Origin of the sequence: Bradyrhizobium sp. URHD0069, assembly GCF_000701345.1 — a bacterium.
Taxonomy (GTDB): domain Bacteria; phylum Pseudomonadota; class Alphaproteobacteria; order Rhizobiales; family Xanthobacteraceae; genus Bradyrhizobium.
The window spans coordinates 1-18,315 of record NZ_JNIJ01000043.1; the positions used below are offsets into that span (position 1 = coordinate 1).

Genomic DNA, 18,315 nt, shown 5'->3' on the forward strand with positions numbered 1-18,315 from the left:
CGGCCGTCAATTAATCATCAAGGACCACACTCCGAAACCGCCTCCGGCCGACGGAGCCCAATGGCGCCTCGATCCTGACTTCAATGCCGGAGATGAACTTCTAGAATCATCCGGGTTTCGCGAGGGGCTCGCCTCTGCTTTGAAAAACGGCCATCAAATAGTTTCGTGACCGGCTACCTTGAAATGCGTGCCTGTTCTGGGCGCTTCAGCAGCAACGGACATTCGCCCGCTCTGCGACAAACCATTCTGCTTTTGTGACTTGATCAACGGGCGCTAGCGTGCCGATCATGTGTTCGAACAAAATTCGCATTGCGGCGCAGAAAAAGTTTAGCCGCAAAGGATTGGCGGTATCCACCAAGGCATGCTGCGCGCCCTCTCGATGGCGCCCCGCGAGAACTGATCGATGGCTTTTGGCAGCAATGCCGATAGCTGATCGTCTAACGTCAAGCAGCCTCAAGCAGCCTCGGCCGATGCGGTCTCCAACGATACAAACAGAACCGAGCGCTCCCTCTCACCCTCCTGAAAGGTCAACTCATCTCCAGGCGATCCCTGTGACAACACTTGTCCAAGTGGCGAAGACAACAGCAGATAGCCGTTCATTGGATCGTCCGCGATATCGCTCATGGTAAAGAATTCCGGCCGCGACGGCTCCGCGTCCAGATACCGAATCACAACGCGGTCGCCCGTAACCAGTCGATAGTCCGCTTCCGCGTCATTCGAAGCTGTATCCAGATCGGCTCGCAGGGTCGCGACGGAAATTGCCCCGCCAGCGTGTGTTGCCGCCGTGCTTGACGCCTCCACCACTGGCGGGATAACGCGATGTTCGGAAAAACTGCGATTCACCGTTTCGCGGCCAATCGGCTTGATCTGCATACGCTCCAGCGTCTGGATCAAATCGTCCATGACGCCTTCCTGATCGATACGATAATTGGAACCGAAGCAACGCCAAAAGCTCCAGCCCACCCGCTCCAAGATACGTTGCCGCCGCATATCATCTGCCCAGCGCTCCGGGCCGTGATATCGGTCGCCGTCGCATTCAATGGCAAGGCGCCTGCCACCTTCGCCCTCGACCACCATGTCAATAGAGAAGCCCACAGACCCTACTTGCGGAATGACGCGATAGCCGCGGTCTACGAGAGCCATAAAAACCGCACGCTCAAATTCGGACTGGCAGAGGTCCACGAGTTCGGCACTGGCATTGACGTCGTTCGGCATCGGGTCGCGGAAATGTCCGATGACCTTCGATTTTAGGTCCTTGGGATTCAGCTCTTCCTCTTTAACCGACCGAACCAACACCATCCGGTCCCTTGCCCGAGATAACGCGACATTGAACCGCTGCTGGTACTGAATTGATGTCTGCGACTGTTTGCGTGCACGGTCCGCGATCATAGAGATGAATACGATATCGCGTTCGTCTCCTTGCAGGGTCGCGCTGTCACCGCAGACAACCCGATGTCTCACCATGGCGGCCTCGCCGATGCGCTCCATCAGAAGCTTCTGAATGTGCAAAGCCTGATCGGCACCGATAAGTGATATAACGCCGATTGACCGCGCCGCGCCCTCAACGCCCGACGCCCCTTCAACGATGCTGGCAATTTCTTCGACAATGACCTCGGCTTCGCGCGGATTGACCTTCGACTTTCCCCGACGTTGCCCGTCTTCAATATAGATATCGACCAGGGGTGGATCGAGCCGTTCGCTGGGTTTGGGAACGCGAAGCGGCACCAGATCTTGGTTATAGAACTGCATCGAAAATCGTATAATGGGCTCGACACATCGAAAATGCTCCTTGAGCATGACGAATTTCGCTGGAAACATCACCCGCGCAAGATCGTAGATCGAAGCTCCGGGCTCAATTTCTGCGCGGAAAGGAAATTCGCTAAGGAAATTCTGTCGTAGACGCGCGATGTTCGCGATCGACAGGAATGCAGAGCTAGGACTGACTTGGCGGTCGTCGCCGACAACTAGTATTTTCTTTCCGCGTAACAGCGCTGGCAACTCGCGCGCATCGGACTGCGAAGCTTCATCTAGAATTACAAGGTCGAAACTGGCAAGGGTTGCGGGCAACTGTTCGGAGACGCGCCACGTCGGCATAATCCAGCATGGAACTGCTTCGTAGCAATTCTGCATCGCCAGTCGTGCGTTCTGGCGGTGAAGCACGGCGCGTTGCCCGGTCCCGGGGCCCAAACGGCGGATGATGTTTGCGAACCCCTGAAGAGCGGATTTGGCAGAGCCCTTCATGGTGGCCGCGAGATTGAAGAAAGTCCTTTCTTTCACAAGCGCGGCAAACCCATCACGGAGAGCTTTCTCTATTTCCAGCCGTTCTTGGTGCAGCTGCGCAAGCTGACTGCTGGCCCCGATGGTTTCAAGGTAGGTGAGCTTCCTCCATAACCACTAGAAGCGGTCGCTTGCGGCCGCCTTCGCTCATTTCTCTGCCCCAAAACAAGGCTTCATAAATAATATTCAGAATGCCGCCAATCAAACGAAGCAGGACGGCACTCGGTACTCCCGACAAATCAAGAACAGTGATTGGCTTGTCGTGACCAAACCATTCATCGAGAAGCTGCGGCAGATCGTTGGTTGGGATTCCATCTATCCCCGGTTCCCATTTTCCCGGATGCAGCATGAAATCAAATTGCTTGTCCAAAAGACGCGATCGGAGTTGATCAAGCTGACGCCTGATGGAAAGGACGCCTATATTGTTGGCAAACGGCGATGCGCTGCCAAGCGCCGGCAGGGGATAAATTGGTGCAGTAAGTGTTTCGGCTGCGCCTGGCGTCTTAATGGCGGTTTGGCTTCGGGCTGCGTCAAGCCACGTTTTGACTTCAGGATCGATTAGTTCGTACCAGAGCTTTTTGAGACTGAAAGGCACTGGGCTGTCGGCTGTGAGCGAGTTTTCATCGACGCCTGGATATTTTTTTACCTTTGACACGGCAAGCTTCATGGCCAATATTTTATCGGTTATCGCAGTAAGTGCTTTCTCTTCCGTCTTTCCCAAAAGAAATGGCAGCAGGTCATTTATGTCGAGGGCCCAATAGGGCACAAAGAGAGCGCTTTCACCATCTTGCGGATTCACACGGAACACTTTGGCAGCAGACTTCAACGCGTGACCATATTCGCCGTGAATGTCGATCAACAAGACTCTGGCACTAGGAAATGCCGAACCGCTTCCCTGTCCAACCGAAATCGATCTTAGAAGACTCGCAACTGTTGTGGATTTGCCGGAACCCGTTGAACCCAGCACGGCCGAATGTCGAGTTACGAGTTTATCGAGGTCTATCCGTGTCCACCTTGCTGGAAGATCATTGCTCGCGACTGTCACTGGATCGAAGAAAGGTTCGCGGCCACCGGTGAAGCCATCGAAGTATGGTGCCCGGGAGCGCTCGAAAGCTTCCTCGAGGAGCAAGTCATAGTTCGTCGTAAATAGCTCAATGGGGTAGTCGCGAGCGGTCCCGGTTATGTGCTGTTAACCGATCCCAAGATGCAGTTGGGGCTTCAGGCGGCCGTCGACGAGTTGAAGGCTGTGAAGGAGAGCATCGAGCTTATTACCGACAACTTGGACATATATGAATTCGGCAATCCTGAGAGGCGGATCGAGCTATCTGAAATTCAGCAGGGATCATACCTCACGCCTCTTCCGCCCGCCGATGCCAAAGAGCGCCAACATCGGCTCGCGAATCTAATCCAACAGGGCGTAGTGCTTCCCCATGTGCAGCAGAAGCCTGAAACAGAACAAGACCGGGCCATCGCCGTCGGCGAGGCATGGCAGCAGATGGTGCAGACACCGCTGTTCGGCAATCTCCCGGAAGTAGCGAAACCGATCGCCTCTGCAGCAATCGCCAAAGCCAATTTCCGGCTCTTTCCGATTCGGAAGGATATCGATTTGCCAGAGGCGCTTGTTCGGGAGCTCCCACCTGATCCCGCAAAGCTGAACGACCTAGTTGACGACATCGCCCGCGAGTTTTGTCGGAGTGTGGATATTACTGGCCTATTGCAACGGAAGCTGAAGGCGCTGACCGGCGTGATCCAAAAAGTTGCCGAGCTTCACGACTACGACCCGGCGCACCGTAAGGAGATTTCGCTGAAGAGCGGCGTGACCCTGCTGCAAAGCCCCACGGGATCGGGCAAGACGCTGATTCTAGGTAGGGTGCTGGAAGGGCTGCGTGGCGCCTTATCAAGGCCCGTAGTTTGGTTGTGGTTCGCACCCTACGCAGGGCTGGTATCACAAACGCGGGAAGCGCTGGTGAAGCAATGCGGCGGCTTGCGGGTGCGTGACGTAGCGACGGACCGCCAGCACGTCGGTACCCGGGACAGCGATGTTTTCATTCAGACTTGGGCTACAGTCGCGGCTAGCAACAGAGATGCGCGTAAGGTGCGGCGAACCTCGGAATCCGTGCTTTCTTTTGATGACATGATCGCCGCTTTGCGGGCCAGTGGGTTCTTCGTTGGCGTGGTGATCGACGAAGCTCATCTTAACTTTGGGGCGTCGGCCACGGTAGCGGCGGAGTTTTACCTCAACCACATCCAGCCGGACTTCACGATCCTCGCCACAGCGACCCCGAATGACGAGAAGCTGGACGCCTTCGAGAAGAAGGCGGGGATCGAGGTTGCGAGCCGAGTTGTGGTACCACGATCCGAAGTAGTGGGGGCCGGATTGAACAAGGTCGGACTGAAGTTAGGCGTGGTCCGATTCCGTGAAGGCGATCAAGACCTGATCGACCATGAACACCCTCCGGCAATTGGTCTTGAATGACCCGTAGCGCCGTCTCTCCATGCGAGACGACGAGGACCCGCCGCCCCGTCGCCAGCATGTGGCTTATGATGTTAGCGATGGTATGCGTTTTTCCAGTACCCGGCGGGCCCTGCACTACGAGACCATCCGACTTTTCGAGGCGGCGGATGATTTCAACCTGTTCGTCGTTGAACGGCTTAGGAAAAAATAGGTCGCCGTGATCCGGATCGACCGGCGCCTCGTCGGCGTCCAGTTGAAGCTGATCGGCCGCACCCAAGCGATCTCCAAGCGGCTTGAATGTGTCGTCGATACCGTCTGTCGGGCCCAGGACAAGCGTCCGGGTCGAACCTTCGATCTTGGTCGGCTCACCGTCTTCCGAAGAAACCTCCTTTCTGAGACGTTCTATGTCCCTCAGCACGGAGTTGTTCGATCGGCGGCGCGCGTAGAGCACGTATCGGTCGCTAACCGTTAGGTATTCTCCTTCGGCCTCCGGGACCGGCTCGGATGCGGGTAGCGAATGATGATCGGGAAGAAACCGACCCTCGGGGTCCAGCTGGCCGCCACAAATCTTCAGGATGGGCTCAAAGGTTTCCTGCCTGAACGGAGAAATGCCCTCGCTGTCTGGCCCCTCCAGTGAGCGAAGGCAGCGGCGCGCCGCGTCCTCCGCCAGTACAAACCGTGCGCCGGCATCCTACGTTCAAGTTCGCGAACTTCCGCGGATAACGCCGCCACGCGAGCATCATCCGCAGGGCCTTCAAACATTAGCTTCGACTTGATCGCCTCTAACTCGATTGAAGCACGATACCGCCAGTCGATCGCTTTCACACAGCGAAGCTGTTGCGCCAGGATTGTTGCCACACTTGTCAGACCACCAATGACGCCCGCAACCTCTGGGCTTTTGTAGTAAAGACCCGCAGCTAAAGACGCGAAGCCTGACAGCGCGGCCCCAATGACGAGAAATTGGTAAAAGCCAGCGTCCACTCGTCGGCATCTCTCATGAGTCGTGATTTTTCGGTTTAGATCAGCAAGAAAATCATCGACCTTGTTTGTTAGCGCCATGATTCATCCTAAAATCTGTAAAATACCAGCACTGCAAATACGATCAACAACGCCGCTTCAATCGCGACAACGCCTTCCGCATTGAAGCGGATACGGGACGATTCTCTAAGCACTGGACTGCCTGGCTAGGGCCGGCGGATTCGAATCTTGAAATGGTAAATTGGACCTGTTGCACAACCGATTTTGGAAATTGGAGGCTCTCGCCTATGCGAGAAATATTTCCGAACCCTTTTTCCGGTGAGGCTCCAAGTCGCTGGAAACAATTAGATTTCAAGAACCGTACTAAATGGACGGAGTCCAGAGGTTCGGAGAAAAACAGGCCTTTCGGAGAAAAAACGGCCTCTTGCTGATCCGGCCAGACGGACGCGAAAATGAAAAAAGCCCGCAAACACTGGGCTTTTGTGCCACGGATAACGCCCGGAGAAACCGTGCACCCGGCCAATCTGGCGGAGAGAGTGGGAACCTCCCCCGAAAGCCCATGCAGTCCAATATCCCCTTGTATATCAGCCTTTCTGACGATAGCAAGGTATGGTTTTGGGGTATGGTTTGGCATGGCGGACACTAAATATCTTCAGCGCAAAGACAACACTTGGCGCGTAGTTGTCGAGATTCCAAAGCATCTTCGCAAAGCCGCTAAGGGCAAACCCCGCTTCTTGAAATCTCTCGGCACCGAGAGCCTCACAGAAGCCAACCGTCTGAAGCATTCCCATGTTGCCGAGTTTAAGCGGCGCATCCGGCTCCTTGAGAAGGGGAAGGCCGACCCTCTTGCCGCAGCGATTGAGGCGGCTATCGCCTTTCGCGAGGCATTCGCCTCCCCCGACAACGAACACCTAGCGCACGGGGATCAAGAGAGTGATGCAGCCAGTGAACTGCTGGAGGTCGTGAACCGGGAGGCTTCAGCGCTTTTGGACGCGCAAGGACCTGAGGCTGAGAAGCTGTTCCGCAACCTTGCCACCGGCAAGGCCAGTTTGATTAGCGACCACTACCCCACTTGGCTGACGGTATGTGAAGGCACAAAGCAGACCAAGGAGCAGCACGAAGCCACGATTAAGCGATATCTCACCTGGTCCGGTCAATATACGTCGGTTGAGCAAACTGACCGAAGGAAGGCGGGCGAGTACGTCCAGGCTTTGAGGGATCAGAAGTTGGCGAACAAGACTATCGCCCGACATCTCTCCACCCTCTCGACATTCTGGCAGTGGCTGAAGGGAAGCGGGCTTGAGACCCGGCGCGACAATCCATGGCGCGAACACGGTGTGGGAAAGAAGCCACGAGGCAAAAGTACAAAGGCTGTCAGAAAGGGCCTTAGCAACGAGACCCTACTGAAGTTGCTCAAGGGCCGCTACCGGACCGCGCGATATGCCAACGTGCTCTCCGATCTTTTGCGCCTTGCCCTGTTGCACGGCGCGCGCATAGACGAACTATGTGCGCTGAAGAAGGCAGACATTCACAAGCACGCGGACGGCCTTTGGCTTGTGATCGGTGATGGCAAAACTGATAGTGCCGTGCGGGAGATACCCGTTCACAAGCTCGCCGCGTCAATTGTAGAGCGTCGGCTGAAGAGTAAGGGAGAGTGGCTATTTGATGGCCTTGTGCCGGGCGGACCTGATGAGAAACGCTCGTGGAACGTCAGCAAGGCATATGGGCGATTCCGCAAACAGAAGACCGTAGGCGTTAGCGCGCGCTTCGAAGACTTCCATGCCCTGCGAAACACCTTCATGGAATGCCTTGAGGGCCTTGAGGTACCAGAGAGCACGACGAAGCTCCTAGTCGGCCACAAGCGCGTCAGCATGACCTACGGCCATTACAGCAAGGGCCAGCGCGTGAACCTTCGCAAAGTGATTGATGCGCTCGACTATGGACCGGAAGTGATGAAGGCTATCACGGCGGGAGTTGGCATGAAGGGCTGATCGCGGCATGCTGGCGCGCATGTCGTCTGTTCCAGCACAGCTTCCTTTTCATCTCGCCAAGACGCCAACCGGCTGCACCTTCGTCTCCCCCATAGGCGAGATTAAGCGCATCACCCACGCTGGAGAGGTTGTCTACGATGAGCCAAGCCCCCTCAACGTGCTCAGGCTCAGTGTACCCAAGCAAGAGGCCGCGCTGTTAATCACGGCCGTTTTCAAGGTTCTTGAGGTGCGAGACGGCCCAAGGGCACGCAAGCTGTTCTGCAATCCTATATTCGCGGATGGTGATAAGAACGTAACGTCTCTCAGGTTTTCGTCAGGGCGCGCGCTCTGGCCTCCCATAGTTGATGCGCAGAACAATCTTGCACCGCCGCCGTTCAAGCTAGGCAAGGGCTACCACGTTAGGTGCGCCGCTTTCGCCAAGAAATCGCAAGGCATCGTATTCGTGATAATGACCGGCGTACAGGTCGTGAAGGCTCCCCCTGAGCCGCCGCCGTTTCAGTTTGACACTATTGAGGGTGGGTTTCTCTTTCCGAGCCTAAGTCAATCATAAAACAATCTCATCGCTATTGAGCTTGGTCATTGGCATCTGGCTCGCCACCACCTTGAGACAATCTATCACTTCCTTTTTCAGCATCTGTAGTGGCTTTCCGTCGAAGCGCTCTAATTGCTGCTGAAATTTTACTCCAAACAAAATGGTTCCTCGCGAGGCCATCTCGACCCGCTTCCGAAGGCGTTCAATATCCTTATCGCTCGCTTGAGGTTCACCGATAGCATACGCCGGCACAACCTGTCGCTTCCACTCCGCTGATCGAGCGTTGTATTCGTCCTCCAGCCTAGTGGAGCAAAGGAAAATCAGCTTAAGGCGCTGATTTGTTGCGCCGCGTATTTCCTGATAGAGGCGCTTCGATATGGGTGGATATCCTGAGAAAAGTAACACGGCGCCCCGTTCGCTGCCTTGCACCTCTTGACCGACCCTTCGAGCAAAAGCGGCACGCATCTTGTCGTATGGCCCTTCCAAGCTTTCCTTGATCCGGCTCGCGGCGGCGCGGTTCGACAAATAGGGATACACACCAATATCGTCGGATGTCTTGTCAGTTCGCAGAAGGTCGAAGAAGTTCTTCTCAAGAGAAGAGGCCACCAATTCAAAGCGAGATTTGTGTGCCTTTGAATAGAACCAGACGAATTTTGGGCGGTCCGGCCCGACTGAGAGGGGACCAGAGAGGTCATTGAAGAATGTACATATGCGCTTCGTGAGCACGTCTTGCTCTACAGAGCTATCGTAGAATGCCAATATTGGCGCGGTGCTGTCTTCAAAGCCTCTGATTATGGCATCCACTGTCCAATCAGCATTCTGGTATTTGGAGACAGTCATTATAACTGCGTCGAGGATCGAACTCGAAACACGAGCTTTGGGTGTTGCCCCATGGTGAGGTACTTGAAACACCTCTCCTGCCCCGATAATTCGCCTGCATCTAACGTTCGTGAGATTAGCTCCTCCAATGCTGGCCCCGACCAAGTTCAAAGTATCGGTTGTGAGATTGCCAAAATCGACGTTTGTCAGGTCACAGTTTTGAAGGTCTATGGCTGGATCGATGCCGAAGCGCTGGAGCAGCGCGGCAAAATCCTCCTCTTCGGTCTCAAGTAACGTGAATAGAGCCTTCAGCGCGTCACTCATCGTTCTTGACAACGCCTTGTAGTGTCGAACACCAGCCCGCAATCGAGGTTGCTCCGCTTTTATCCTCCAGAAGATTGATTTCCTTCAGATGTCTGGCAAGGAGGACTTTTGCGATAGCTGTCTGGTTTGGAGACTTCTTGAAGCGGTCGAGTAACGCTGGCTGCGCTTCCACATCTATCATGACAATATCTTTAGGCTGGAAGGCAAGGCGGCCCTCAACTCTGATATTGGGCGCATTAACGCGCAGCTTGCAAAGAGTTTCGTCACCAGAGTAGCGCGATTGCATATAGGCTTCCGCGACTGCGGAAAAACGCCATCTGTTCCCGGACATGGCCACTACCGGTTCTTCGCGCGTGTCCGCGACCTGAGTTTCCGTCGCAGAAACCTTGCCTTCTTTAGACGCCCCGGCGCTGAGGGTTGCTTCGTTCTTCCCGAGGCTGAGGTTGCCACCTTTTAGCTGCGCACCAAGGGAGCCGCTTCCTCCTATTCGGAAGGCTTTAGTGTCAGCCTGTGTGCGCTGAATATGCGTCTTTGCCACCACTGGCTTCTTGTCTCCAAAGCGGTGGGCAGAGGGATCAATTTCACACCCCGTCAGGTCTAAGCCGAGAGTGGCCCTCGCAAGTCCAATTTCCACGGACTTCGACCAGTCTTCCGACGACACAATCATGGTCCCAAATCGAACGTCTGCACCCAGCAGAAAATCATGCTCGTTAGCGCCCTGGGGAGCGAACAGGGTAACCTCTAGCAGATCGCCGCATCCGGCCTGCGCCATCTGTTCGAGGTTGATCGGCTTCGGTTTCTTCACGGGCGACAGATCGTCTTCCTCATCTATTCTCGCCTTCGCAAGATGCTTGCGAACCAGCGGGAGTGCAAGCAGAGCGGGCGATGCCGCGCACTTCTCCACCGCCGTACGAGGGGGGTTGACCCGTACACAAATTGACCTAACATCCGTTAGAGCAAAACGTGTTCATAGGATTATAGTCATGGCAGAGGGCAAGTTCGTCTCTTACCTGCGGGTCTCGACGGATAAGCAGGGGCGTAGCGGTTTGGGCATCGAGGCCCAGCGTGAAGCGGTGGAACGCTATCTCAATGGTGGTCGGTGGACCGTGGCCGCAGAGTATGTCGAGACGGAGAGCGGGAAGCGCTCAGATCGGCCCAAGCTCGCCGCAGCCCTCGCACACGCCAAGGCCATCAGGGCCAAGCTGGTCTTCGCCAAGCTGGACCGGCTGACACGCAACGTGGACCTCCTGCGGTCCCTCGTCGCCAGCGACGTTGATCTTGTTTTTTGTGACCTGCCAAGCGTGCCTCCTGGCCCCATGGGCAAGTTCCTCCTTACGCAGATGGCTGCGGTAGCGGAGTTGGAGGCGGGTTTGATAGGCGAGCGCACCAAGAGCGCCCTTGCTGCGGCGAAGGCACGCGGCGTGAAGCTGGGCAATCCCAACGGCGCACGAGCGCTTACGGGCAAGCAGACCGGCAACGCTGAAGCCGTCGCCAAGATCAAGGAGAAGGCAGCACAACGCGCTATAGACCTCCAAGGCATCGTGGGAGGCATCAAGCGCTCCGGCATCACGAGCGTCCGCAGCATCGCTGACGAGCTAAACCGTCAAGGCGTTCATTCGCCTCGTGGGGGAGCTTGGCATCCGACTGCCGTGGCTCGTCTCCTCAATCGCCTTCCTCAGCCGCCTAACACACAGGAGAATCACCGTGCTCATCCGGGGTGCAGCCGCTCGCCCTGATCCTCTCAGCCCTCGTGCAAACCCAAAGCGTGTTTCTGGCCAGCTTAGCCGGGCTCGCTGGAGCGCTCTGCGCAAGCTGAAAAACTCCTAACCCGGGTGAAACTCCATGATGCACGGGAAAATGCGTCGTGCTTTGCTAACGAGTAGGTTCGACTGACGAGGCGGCAACGGTGCACCAATCCCTCGCAATCTCAGCCAACTGCTCCCTCACCGAGGGGTCCGCCGCAACCTTCTCCCAAGCCTGCTGTCCAATCTCCTCATGATAATCGTAATCCTCTGAGCGACCACTTTTATCTATGGCTTTGGCCACCGCCTCACGAACTCGGTCGGCTAATTGGAGGGCCAAAATAATCGGCTCACGATAGCTTTCTTCGAAAAGCCTGCGCTGTTTGATCATTGACGAATGCGAGATACGCCTTCCACGAACTGTCGGATCGTCTGGCCCCATCATGTCCTTCCATTTCTGAGAATTATACCGAGAATAGTTGGTGAACATGCCGCCGTTGTTTTTCCAGAACCTTTCATCTTCGTCCAAAGCACGGTTTTCGTAGGTATTCCGGATGGCATGGGTGTACCAAAGCACTGAGAGGACGGCCTTGATTTCGGCATTGCTTAGCATTTCGCGCTCCACTGCAAATTGTCTCGTCAGCGTCAGTCAACACTTTCAAACCAGCACTGACAAGAAATCGTTGAAATTGCTTTTAGGGTCCCTCCACTCAAAGCGATTTGAAAGCTCTTTGATCTAATCGATTTCAAAAAGTCGGAGTAAATCCGCGGTTGTTGTTAGATCGAAATGCGATGAGAAAGCCGCCCGGGGGACGGGGCCATTTCGGGAGAATTGTGGCAGAGCGCGGTAGATTATGGCGGCGCGTTCTTTAGACAACGAGAGGCTCAGTCTCTTCATCTTCTTTGTGCTGACTTGCTCTCACTATCGCGTAGATGGCCAGTCCAATGCCGAGCGTTCGTAGCACCATGTGCATTCCAACCCCAGCCGCGCTGACCTTCGCGAACTCATCTAAGAACACGACATTGGTACCAAGCGCGATGATTTGATAGAGCAAGACGCATACGCACACCGCAACGGACTGCGCACGCGCCCCCCACACTGTCAAACCAAAAACGACGCATAAATCGAAGAGGAACGTGAGCATCTCTGGGTCTGGTTTGTCAGTGGCATAGAGGGTCACGTGTCCTATGGCCATCCAAAGCGTCTGCCCAACAAGCACGCCCAGCATCCAGGCCGCATAGCCCCGCAGCTTTGCCTTTGTAAGAACCCAAATAGACACGGTGATAAGAAGAACTGGCATCCAGTAGACGCCACCAAGCGCCTTGCTCAGGATGACACTAACCAAGGCAGCCGCTATCACCGCTATTGTGCCCATCCAACTGCGGGGCTTGTCTTCAACCTGCACAGCTTGCCGGTACTCAGGCGATAGCGGCGATACGTGCCGCTCTATAGTCGCTGGCTTAACAACGGCCGTTGGCGGGAGTGGCGGTGGCCCACCGACCGCCCTAGCAAGCTCTGGCAGTGATCCGGCTTCCATCCATTCTTGAAAGCCTTCTCGCCATACGAGAACGCGTGAAGCATCCCGGCGGGTTCTCAGCACTTTGCGAAGTTCATCGAGTGCGATTGGACCTACTGAATTGCCTGCTTCCGCGTAGTACCAGCCGTCAGACATTTCCTACCCCCCATGCCCGAAAAGACTATTCCGCAACCCCTAAGGGCGTGCAAGAGGCGGCACCTACGAATGAGGGAAAAACGGCACTTAGTTGTGAAGGCACAGAGAGTTAATCGTCCAACTGGACGCTTAAACACAGAGCGCGAGCCTCCCCTATCCACAAGGAGGCGGCTTGAAACGGCTTTTGATCTCAGAAGCTCGCGTTAAGCCAGCCATCGGACGCCTATACACCAAGAGGCGCTGAAAGAGCCTTTCGATTCAAGAGTTCAGTGGGTTAAGCCTCCAACTGGACGCTTGTACACAGAGGGGCTGTCTCACTTCTGGGATACACCTTCATTCGAGGAGAGCGCCTCCAACATCAAGGACATGCCATTTCCCGCTCTACGCACTTCAACGCCTTCCTCCGCGCGTGCTCAGACGCGAACGAGCTTCAGAAGCTCTACAGCGCTCTCAAAGCCGGTTGGATCGAAGATGACCTAGCCGACTTCGCACGCTGGCATTTCGGCACGCCCTTCATTGGCCTGAGCAGGCGGAAACTCATGGCCATCATTAATAGCGCTTTGTCACGAGACTACTTCGCCCGTCGTTTCTTGAAGGAACGCGAGCAACGGCCCGTCTCGCTGCACGCATCGCGCATCAGATAACTCGAATACAAAAAACACCAATGACCTCTCAATCAGAGCTACGGACTTCGTTCCAGTACCTCCGCTCCGTCTGCCGTGACTTCTCCGAACGCATGGTGCTTGGCAGCGCCTTCCGAAACGGATGGAGCGCGGCTTCAATTACCCACCTTGCTGAAGGCTTCAAAGAAGGCCGATACGGTCGGACCATCAAGCCGAAAGAGTACGCCTTTCAGCGCACCATCCAAATGGCCTCTGAGCGCATTTACGAAGCAGGCAAGCCCTACTGGCTGATGCAGCGCGTCAACACCTTCGAGAAAGAAACAACAAGCTAATGCCCATAGTCTACGTACATGGTGCCGAGCCGTGCTGACGAACACCGGTATCTGCTGCGGTTTCTGATGGCCCCTAGCGCGGTCATCGACCTCCTGATTGAGGGAGGCAATGTCTTGCGCTAGGATGCGCGCGGCAAGGGGGAAGCATCACAATGAACAGCTTGGACCAATTGGATGATTTTTGGCGCGAAGCTCTCCAATCGAACGCGTATGATCAAACGAAATACACTGACCTCCTAAAGCGGCTGCAAGATCAAGTCTCGCATCTACCACAAGAGGAGCAAGACAAGTTTTTTATGCCATTTGTCACTCGTAACGCGGAATACATTGCCATCGCGAAGCGGGACAAAGACGCGCTGAGGGTGAGATTGGGGGTGCCTGTTTCATCGGTTGGCTCAAGTGGCCGCTGACACGGTCGTTCGCGCGACCATATGGCAAAGCATTGCGATGCTCTTCCGGGGTTTTCGATGAGTGCTCATTACGAGGTGATCGAGTGAGCCAACGCGAAGTCTGGGTCTTCTGCGATTGCCCGGGATGCCCGCACGAAGCCAACATGGATGTTGACGGCATGAACCTCTGCGCTGAGTGCTTCATCGAGTATTCGCGGGAGGGTAAGGTAATCGACAAGACCAAGTCCGACGAGGATGGCGAGCCGTACATGGAGGATTGAGCAGTGAAGTGCCCGGCATAGGGCGAGAGCATTTCCCCTTCTGACGTGTGATGTCCGTTATTGGAGGAAGATCGGAAGTCGATTTTCGGAGCAATCAGGACCGCTTTTGTGCCCAACACAGACAATTCTGGGATTGGCCGAGGTTAGACTACTTTTGGCAGCGAACGAGGGGTCGGAACAGATGATTGGCAAACCGTGCGAACGCCCTGCTAAAATCATTGGACAATGACTATTCGGGTAGCTGATTCCGTAGTTCCTCTTGAGCCCACTCCTTCAGACCCTTTGGGTCCTTTACTTTGAACACGCCTTTCTCGGAACGCTGCGTTCCTAAGAACCGCAGTATGCGAACAAGAACATACCTTCGAGCTTCAATTTGCCGATGCAATTTGTTCTTGGGTTCAAATGTGAGACCGACCGAGAACTGAGATTTCTTGCCGCCAAAAGGAAGCCGGCTCAAGAACACGATAAGGCTGAGGCACTGCATAGCGTAGACCAATGTGCGCACTGATGCGTCTGTGACGCGTCCCAGAAAACCAGGCCAAGCCACTTTCTCATCGTCCACCGCAAGCACGGTCATGGCAGCACTGACATAGCTAGGATGGACAGATGTTGACAGAAATTTCCCTTCCTCTCTTCGAAAACTCTCATATTGCGTCGACCAATCTACGGCGCGCCCTTCGAGAGGCAACGCGGCTAGGATTGACTTTCTAGCCTTACCTCGCTGAACGTGCTTCTGCCAAAATTGTTCTGGCGCTTCTTCTTTCTGGAATTCGGTTCGCAAGTCCGGTCGTACGATCAGCAACGCCATAACGTCTGAATATTCTGCCAGAGAGCGCGCCAAGATTTTTGCGGATACATCATGACCGATACACGCTGCATGGCGAACTGAGAGTGCGAGCGAGCATATAGCGGACGCTAAGTGGGCGTAGGCATAATCCTCTCGTTTCAAGGAGCCATTGCTATACAGCAGCACAGTGGCAACATCTGCAAGCCAAGATATGAATTCGTCGTAAAGCTCCAAGTGATTTTGGAAAGCAACTGAAGTAAGTTTGTTATTGAGAATTATCGCGTGACCCGCATAAATGGCGGCTACTCCGCGCTTTGGTTTTCGAACTCGGGTTTTCTTCCACGATTTTGCTATCAAGGACTTTGCCGTTTCTGTCACTGGTCCTCACTGCCTCAAACTGTCGCCATTCGCGGGGGGCGGCGTTAGCGCGCTCTCCCATCAAGATCATACTTATAAGTCTCTCAATTGGTCAAAGGTGATCGCCTGCAAGCATATCTGCTTGTGGGCACATCACGGACTTCCCATTAAGCCGGACTTGGGTCCGCTATGCGTAACAAAGCGGACATCGACGGCGGCAAAGAGAGGCAGCACCAACAGGGCACGTCTCTTCAGGTCCCATCAGGTTCTTATGCGGCGTGTAGGCAGAAAGTTCGTCAATTGCGGAGTTGAAAGAAGTGAGGCTGCACGTCCTCTCGCTTGCAATCTCTCGCCACAGCGTTCCAGGAGTGGCGCGATAGCTACACGGCTCTTGAGGGCTTTCAGGAATCCACTGAGAGGTCAGCACGCTTAACCGCCCTTCGTGTAGGGTACGGCATAAAGCCTCTCTATGGATTCCCTAGAGGCTCTCACGGGCCTTCTGCCTGAGGTCTAACAAGCACCTTCAAAGCACACGGTGGGCACCAACAATACACAGGCGGTGCCTAAGCCATTGGTGTGCTTCTGGAATAGGCACATTCAAACGCCTATTTCAGCCGTCTACCGCCGTCGAAGCGCCGTAAAGCCCGTTCGGCACCACCCTAAACACACCCCCGAAACCTCCTAAGAAGACTTTTTTCTGTTTCTCTTAGGGGCTTTCAGGGGTGCCTTTCCCCCGCCCTGTTCGCACCCACTCCGGTGCTCGAACGCTATGGGCAATCTCTCCTCAATCCCTTCCGGGTTCCCAAATGCAACATCCCATCGGATTGCACAGCCTTTCGCTCGTGCCGCCGCAAGTCTTTTCAGCCCGCATGAAGCACCACTGGACCTCCTCGCTTGGTCTCTGTGCATCAGCACCGCTGGAGAAGCTCTGGACCATCATGGCCAAGACGTTCAACGAGGCCATCACTGACAGTGCTAACGGTGTCCAAGCCCCTTGGCGCATCCTCCAGCCTCCTACCGGCTCAGGAAAGACCCGAGGAGCGTGCCTCTTTGCTGCAATGTTGGCAGAGATGAACATGACGAGTGCTGCACCTGTTGGCAGCATCATAGTAACACGTCTCATTGACGAGGCTGATGCACTCGTTAGCGAAATCAATGCCCATGCCGGCCGTGAGGCCGCGATTGCTCATCACTCTCGTGCTCCCAAACCAACCGACACGCTACAGCAATACGACACGTTGGTGATTACACACCAAGCGTGCGTGAACGCATCGGCCAGCCTCAATGCCTCACGAGGGGCCGCCTTTGAGCGCCTGAGCCGCTGGAGAGGCGGAGACCGTCTCCTGACTATCATTGATGAGGCGCTAGCCAACGTGGTGGAGGACGTGAAGGTCACAGCCAACGATATCGCTGAAGTGCTGCGGTACATAACCAATGACCTGGACAAGGCACTACCGACCGAATGTGTGGCCCTTCGGCTGCTCAGGCAGGCGCTCGCCGCTTATGAGGACCACGATCGAGGCGCTTCAGTATTCTTGCCTGAAGCCATCAATGCTTCCTCAGATGCGCCGCTCGTGAACTTCGCTCCTCTGCGAACCGCAATGAAGAGCATTCAATACGACCGTTTAGGCGCTCACATGGAAGATACCAACACTCGCCTGCGCATTGGGAGAGAGATTGATCGGACCCTTGAAGGCTGTCAGGCGCTCTTCGAGCAATGGTCCTACTACGCGAAGAGCGGCGATGAGCATTCATTCAACTCATCGTCCCTATCGGTTCCTTGGGGCGCTCCCGGCCCCGTCGTGCTTGATGCCACCGCACGAGCCGATTTCTTGTGGGACTTGTTCGAGGACAAGGCGCGACTGGAACCAACTCCAAGCCACGTCCGTGACTACAGCAACGCCACGCTTCACGTCGCGCGGTGTAGCGGCGTAGGTAAGCGGGCGATGGTCAAGAACTTCAAGACGCGGTTCGCACGGCTCGCCGCCGATCTTGAGAAGCAATTGCCTCCATCCAGTTCGGTCTTCCTGTGCACCCACAAGGCTAATTCTCACATAGCGAAGGGCGAAGGCATGGGCTTTGAGAGGCTCGCAGTTGGCCATTGGAACGCGGTGGACGGGCGCAACGATTGGGCCAACTTCGAGACGGCTGTGATATTCGGCCTGCCGTACCGGGACCAGATATGGGCGAATAACACCTTCTTCGCCGTACAGGGGTTGCAGACTAACGAATGGATGAAATCTCCAGTCTGGAAGAGCCACACGGACGTGAGGCGCGTCATGAGGCAGCGTCAGCTTTCCGTGTCGATCATTCAAGCCATCAATCGCATCCAACTGAGGCGCGTGGTTGATGAGGAAGGACGCTGCCCGCAGGCGAATGTCTACATTGTGTTGCCGAAGGATGCTGATGGTGACGCCATCTTGACCAACGTCATGGCCGATATGCCCGGCCTCAAGGTCGCAGACTGGCCCTTCGAGATGGATGGGCCGAAGGTGAAGAGGCCGCGCAAAGGCTCATCGCATGAAGCGTTGATATCGTTCATGGAGGCGCGCTTGCCCGGCAGGACACCACTGTCAGCCATCCGGCGCGAGCTATCCCTGAGCGAAACGGCATTCAAGAAGCTGAGGGAGACCCTGGGAAACAAGGATCACACCACCACCAAGGCTCTGAGCGCTCTCGGTGTTGAATACCTTGTGACAGGGAGAGGTAGAGGAGCGAAGAGTTTCCTCGCTAAACATCAGCCCGCATAGGGGCT

General features: G+C 55.4%; 16 protein-coding genes and 1 pseudogene. 8 read left to right on the top strand and 9 right to left on the bottom strand.

Annotated features, from left to right (window positions below):
* Window positions 1-205: 205 nt before the first annotated feature.
* The 3 genes from N554_RS43120 to N554_RS0123795 all read right to left on the bottom strand — a co-directional run bounded on the left by N554_RS43120 (window position 206) and on the right by N554_RS0123795 (window position 3,406).
* Window positions 206-457, bottom strand: coding sequence for a pPIWI-associating nuclease domain-containing protein (locus tag N554_RS43120; protein ID WP_197033717.1), 252 nt, complete (start codon window positions 455-457; stop codon window positions 206-208).
* Window positions 454-2,241, bottom strand: coding sequence for an AAA domain-containing protein (locus N554_RS0123790; RefSeq protein WP_156042064.1), 1,788 nt, complete (start codon window positions 2,239-2,241; stop codon window positions 454-456). The genes N554_RS43120 and N554_RS0123790 overlap by 4 nt, the downstream gene beginning before the upstream one ends.
* A 124-nt stretch (window positions 2,242-2,365) precedes the next feature.
* Window positions 2,366-3,406: an ATP-binding protein gene (locus N554_RS0123795; protein WP_197033719.1), complete on the bottom strand. Its 1,041-nt coding sequence runs from the start codon at window positions 3,404-3,406 to the stop codon at window positions 2,366-2,368.
* Window positions 3,407-3,481: 75 nt separating this feature from the next.
* Between N554_RS0123795 and N554_RS0123800 the strand changes: the two genes are divergently transcribed.
* A complete protein-coding gene (locus tag N554_RS0123800) occupies window positions 3,482-4,753 on the top strand; it encodes a DEAD/DEAH box helicase family protein (protein WP_029585786.1) in 1,272 nt (423 codons plus the stop codon).
* A 22-nt stretch (window positions 4,754-4,775) separates the two neighbouring features.
* On the opposite strand, the pseudogene N554_RS43125 reads toward N554_RS0123800, so the two are convergent.
* Window positions 4,776-5,183, bottom strand: a pseudogene (locus N554_RS43125) (AAA domain-containing protein); the annotation flags it as partial.
* A gap of 1,159 nt (window positions 5,184-6,342) precedes the next feature.
* Between N554_RS43125 and N554_RS0123820 the strand changes: the two are divergent.
* Together N554_RS0123820 and N554_RS0123825 are read left to right on the top strand one after the other, a co-directional pair.
* Window positions 6,343-7,701: a tyrosine-type recombinase/integrase gene (locus N554_RS0123820; protein ID WP_029585789.1), complete on the top strand. Its 1,359-nt coding sequence runs from the start codon at window positions 6,343-6,345 to the stop codon at window positions 7,699-7,701.
* A 7-nt stretch (window positions 7,702-7,708) separates the two neighbouring features.
* A complete protein-coding gene (locus N554_RS0123825) occupies window positions 7,709-8,251 on the top strand; it encodes a hypothetical protein (protein ID WP_029585790.1) in 543 nt (180 codons plus the stop codon).
* Here the strand turns inward: N554_RS0123825 and N554_RS0123830 are convergent.
* Window positions 8,246-9,376: a hypothetical protein gene (locus tag N554_RS0123830; protein ID WP_029585791.1), complete on the bottom strand. Its 1,131-nt coding sequence runs from the start codon at window positions 9,374-9,376 to the stop codon at window positions 8,246-8,248. The genes N554_RS0123825 and N554_RS0123830 overlap by 6 nt on opposite strands.
* Window positions 9,369-10,181 carry a hypothetical protein gene (locus tag N554_RS0123835; protein WP_156042065.1) on the bottom strand — a complete coding sequence of 271 codons (813 nt, stop codon included), beginning with the start codon at window positions 10,179-10,181 and terminating at the stop codon, window positions 9,369-9,371. The genes N554_RS0123830 and N554_RS0123835 overlap by 8 nt, the downstream gene beginning before the upstream one ends.
* A 178-nt stretch (window positions 10,182-10,359) precedes the next feature.
* Between N554_RS0123835 and N554_RS0123840 the strand changes: the two genes are divergently transcribed.
* Complete coding sequence (locus N554_RS0123840) at window positions 10,360-11,112, top strand: recombinase family protein (RefSeq protein WP_051677668.1); 753 nt, start codon at window positions 10,360-10,362, stop codon at window positions 11,110-11,112.
* A gap of 136 nt (window positions 11,113-11,248) precedes the next feature.
* Here N554_RS0123840 and N554_RS0123845 read toward each other — a convergent pair whose 3' ends face one another.
* Together N554_RS0123845 and N554_RS0123850 are read right to left on the bottom strand one after the other, a co-directional pair.
* Window positions 11,249-11,731: a hypothetical protein gene (locus N554_RS0123845; protein ID WP_029585794.1), complete on the bottom strand. Its 483-nt coding sequence runs from the start codon at window positions 11,729-11,731 to the stop codon at window positions 11,249-11,251.
* A gap of 256 nt (window positions 11,732-11,987) precedes the next feature.
* Complete coding sequence (locus N554_RS0123850; protein WP_081851386.1) at window positions 11,988-12,791, bottom strand: DUF4339 domain-containing protein; 804 nt, start codon at window positions 12,789-12,791, stop codon at window positions 11,988-11,990.
* 664 nt (window positions 12,792-13,455) lie between these two features.
* On the opposite strand from N554_RS0123850, the gene N554_RS0123855 reads away from it, so the two are divergent.
* From N554_RS0123855 to N554_RS40245, 3 genes are all read left to right on the top strand, one after another.
* Window positions 13,456-13,746 (top strand): hypothetical protein, encoded by a 291-nt coding sequence (locus tag N554_RS0123855; protein ID WP_156042066.1) that lies wholly within the window; start codon window positions 13,456-13,458, stop codon window positions 13,744-13,746.
* A 152-nt stretch (window positions 13,747-13,898) separates the two neighbouring features.
* Window positions 13,899-14,156, top strand: coding sequence for a hypothetical protein (locus N554_RS0123865; protein ID WP_029585797.1), 258 nt, complete (start codon window positions 13,899-13,901; stop codon window positions 14,154-14,156).
* A gap of 83 nt (window positions 14,157-14,239) precedes the next feature.
* Entirely contained in the window at window positions 14,240-14,416 is a 177-nt protein-coding gene (locus N554_RS40245; RefSeq protein ID WP_156042067.1) for a hypothetical protein, read from the top strand.
* A 229-nt stretch (window positions 14,417-14,645) separates the two neighbouring features.
* Here the strand turns inward: N554_RS40245 and N554_RS40250 are convergent, their stop codons facing one another.
* A complete protein-coding gene (locus N554_RS40250) occupies window positions 14,646-15,581 on the bottom strand; it encodes a hypothetical protein (protein ID WP_156042068.1) in 936 nt (311 codons plus the stop codon).
* Window positions 15,582-16,366: 785 nt separating this feature from the next.
* On the opposite strand from N554_RS40250, the gene N554_RS0123880 reads away from it, so the two are divergent.
* Window positions 16,367-18,310 carry a hypothetical protein gene (locus N554_RS0123880; RefSeq protein ID WP_029585799.1) on the top strand — a complete coding sequence of 648 codons (1,944 nt, stop codon included), beginning with the start codon at window positions 16,367-16,369 and terminating at the stop codon, window positions 18,308-18,310.
* Window positions 18,311-18,315: the final 5 nt, after the last annotated feature.

Bases quoted from the DNA above. Each gene is read 5' to 3' on its own strand.
- N554_RS0123840 (WP_051677668.1), top strand. From the start codon at position 10,360: ATGGCAGAGGGCAAGTTCGTCTCTTACCTGCGGGTCTCGACGGATAAG.
- N554_RS0123865 (WP_029585797.1), top strand. From the start codon at position 13,899: ATGAACAGCTTGGACCAATTGGATGATTTTTGGCGCGAAGCTCTCCAA.
- N554_RS0123830 (WP_029585791.1), bottom strand. From the start codon at position 9,376: ATGAGTGACGCGCTGAAGGCTCTATTCACGTTACTTGAGACCGAAGAG.
- N554_RS0123800 (WP_029585786.1), top strand. From the start codon at position 3,482: ATGCAGTTGGGGCTTCAGGCGGCCGTCGACGAGTTGAAGGCTGTGAAG.
- N554_RS0123880 (WP_029585799.1), top strand. From the start codon at position 16,367: ATGCAACATCCCATCGGATTGCACAGCCTTTCGCTCGTGCCGCCGCAA.
- N554_RS0123855 (WP_156042066.1), top strand. From the start codon at position 13,456: ATGACCTCTCAATCAGAGCTACGGACTTCGTTCCAGTACCTCCGCTCC.
- N554_RS0123850 (WP_081851386.1), bottom strand. From the start codon at position 12,791: ATGTCTGACGGCTGGTACTACGCGGAAGCAGGCAATTCAGTAGGTCCA.
- N554_RS0123790 (WP_156042064.1), bottom strand. From the start codon at position 2,241: ATGAAGGGCTCTGCCAAATCCGCTCTTCAGGGGTTCGCAAACATCATC.
- N554_RS0123845 (WP_029585794.1), bottom strand. From the start codon at position 11,731: ATGCTAAGCAATGCCGAAATCAAGGCCGTCCTCTCAGTGCTTTGGTAC.
- N554_RS0123820 (WP_029585789.1), top strand. From the start codon at position 6,343: ATGGCGGACACTAAATATCTTCAGCGCAAAGACAACACTTGGCGCGTA.
- N554_RS0123825 (WP_029585790.1), top strand. From the start codon at position 7,709: ATGCTGGCGCGCATGTCGTCTGTTCCAGCACAGCTTCCTTTTCATCTC.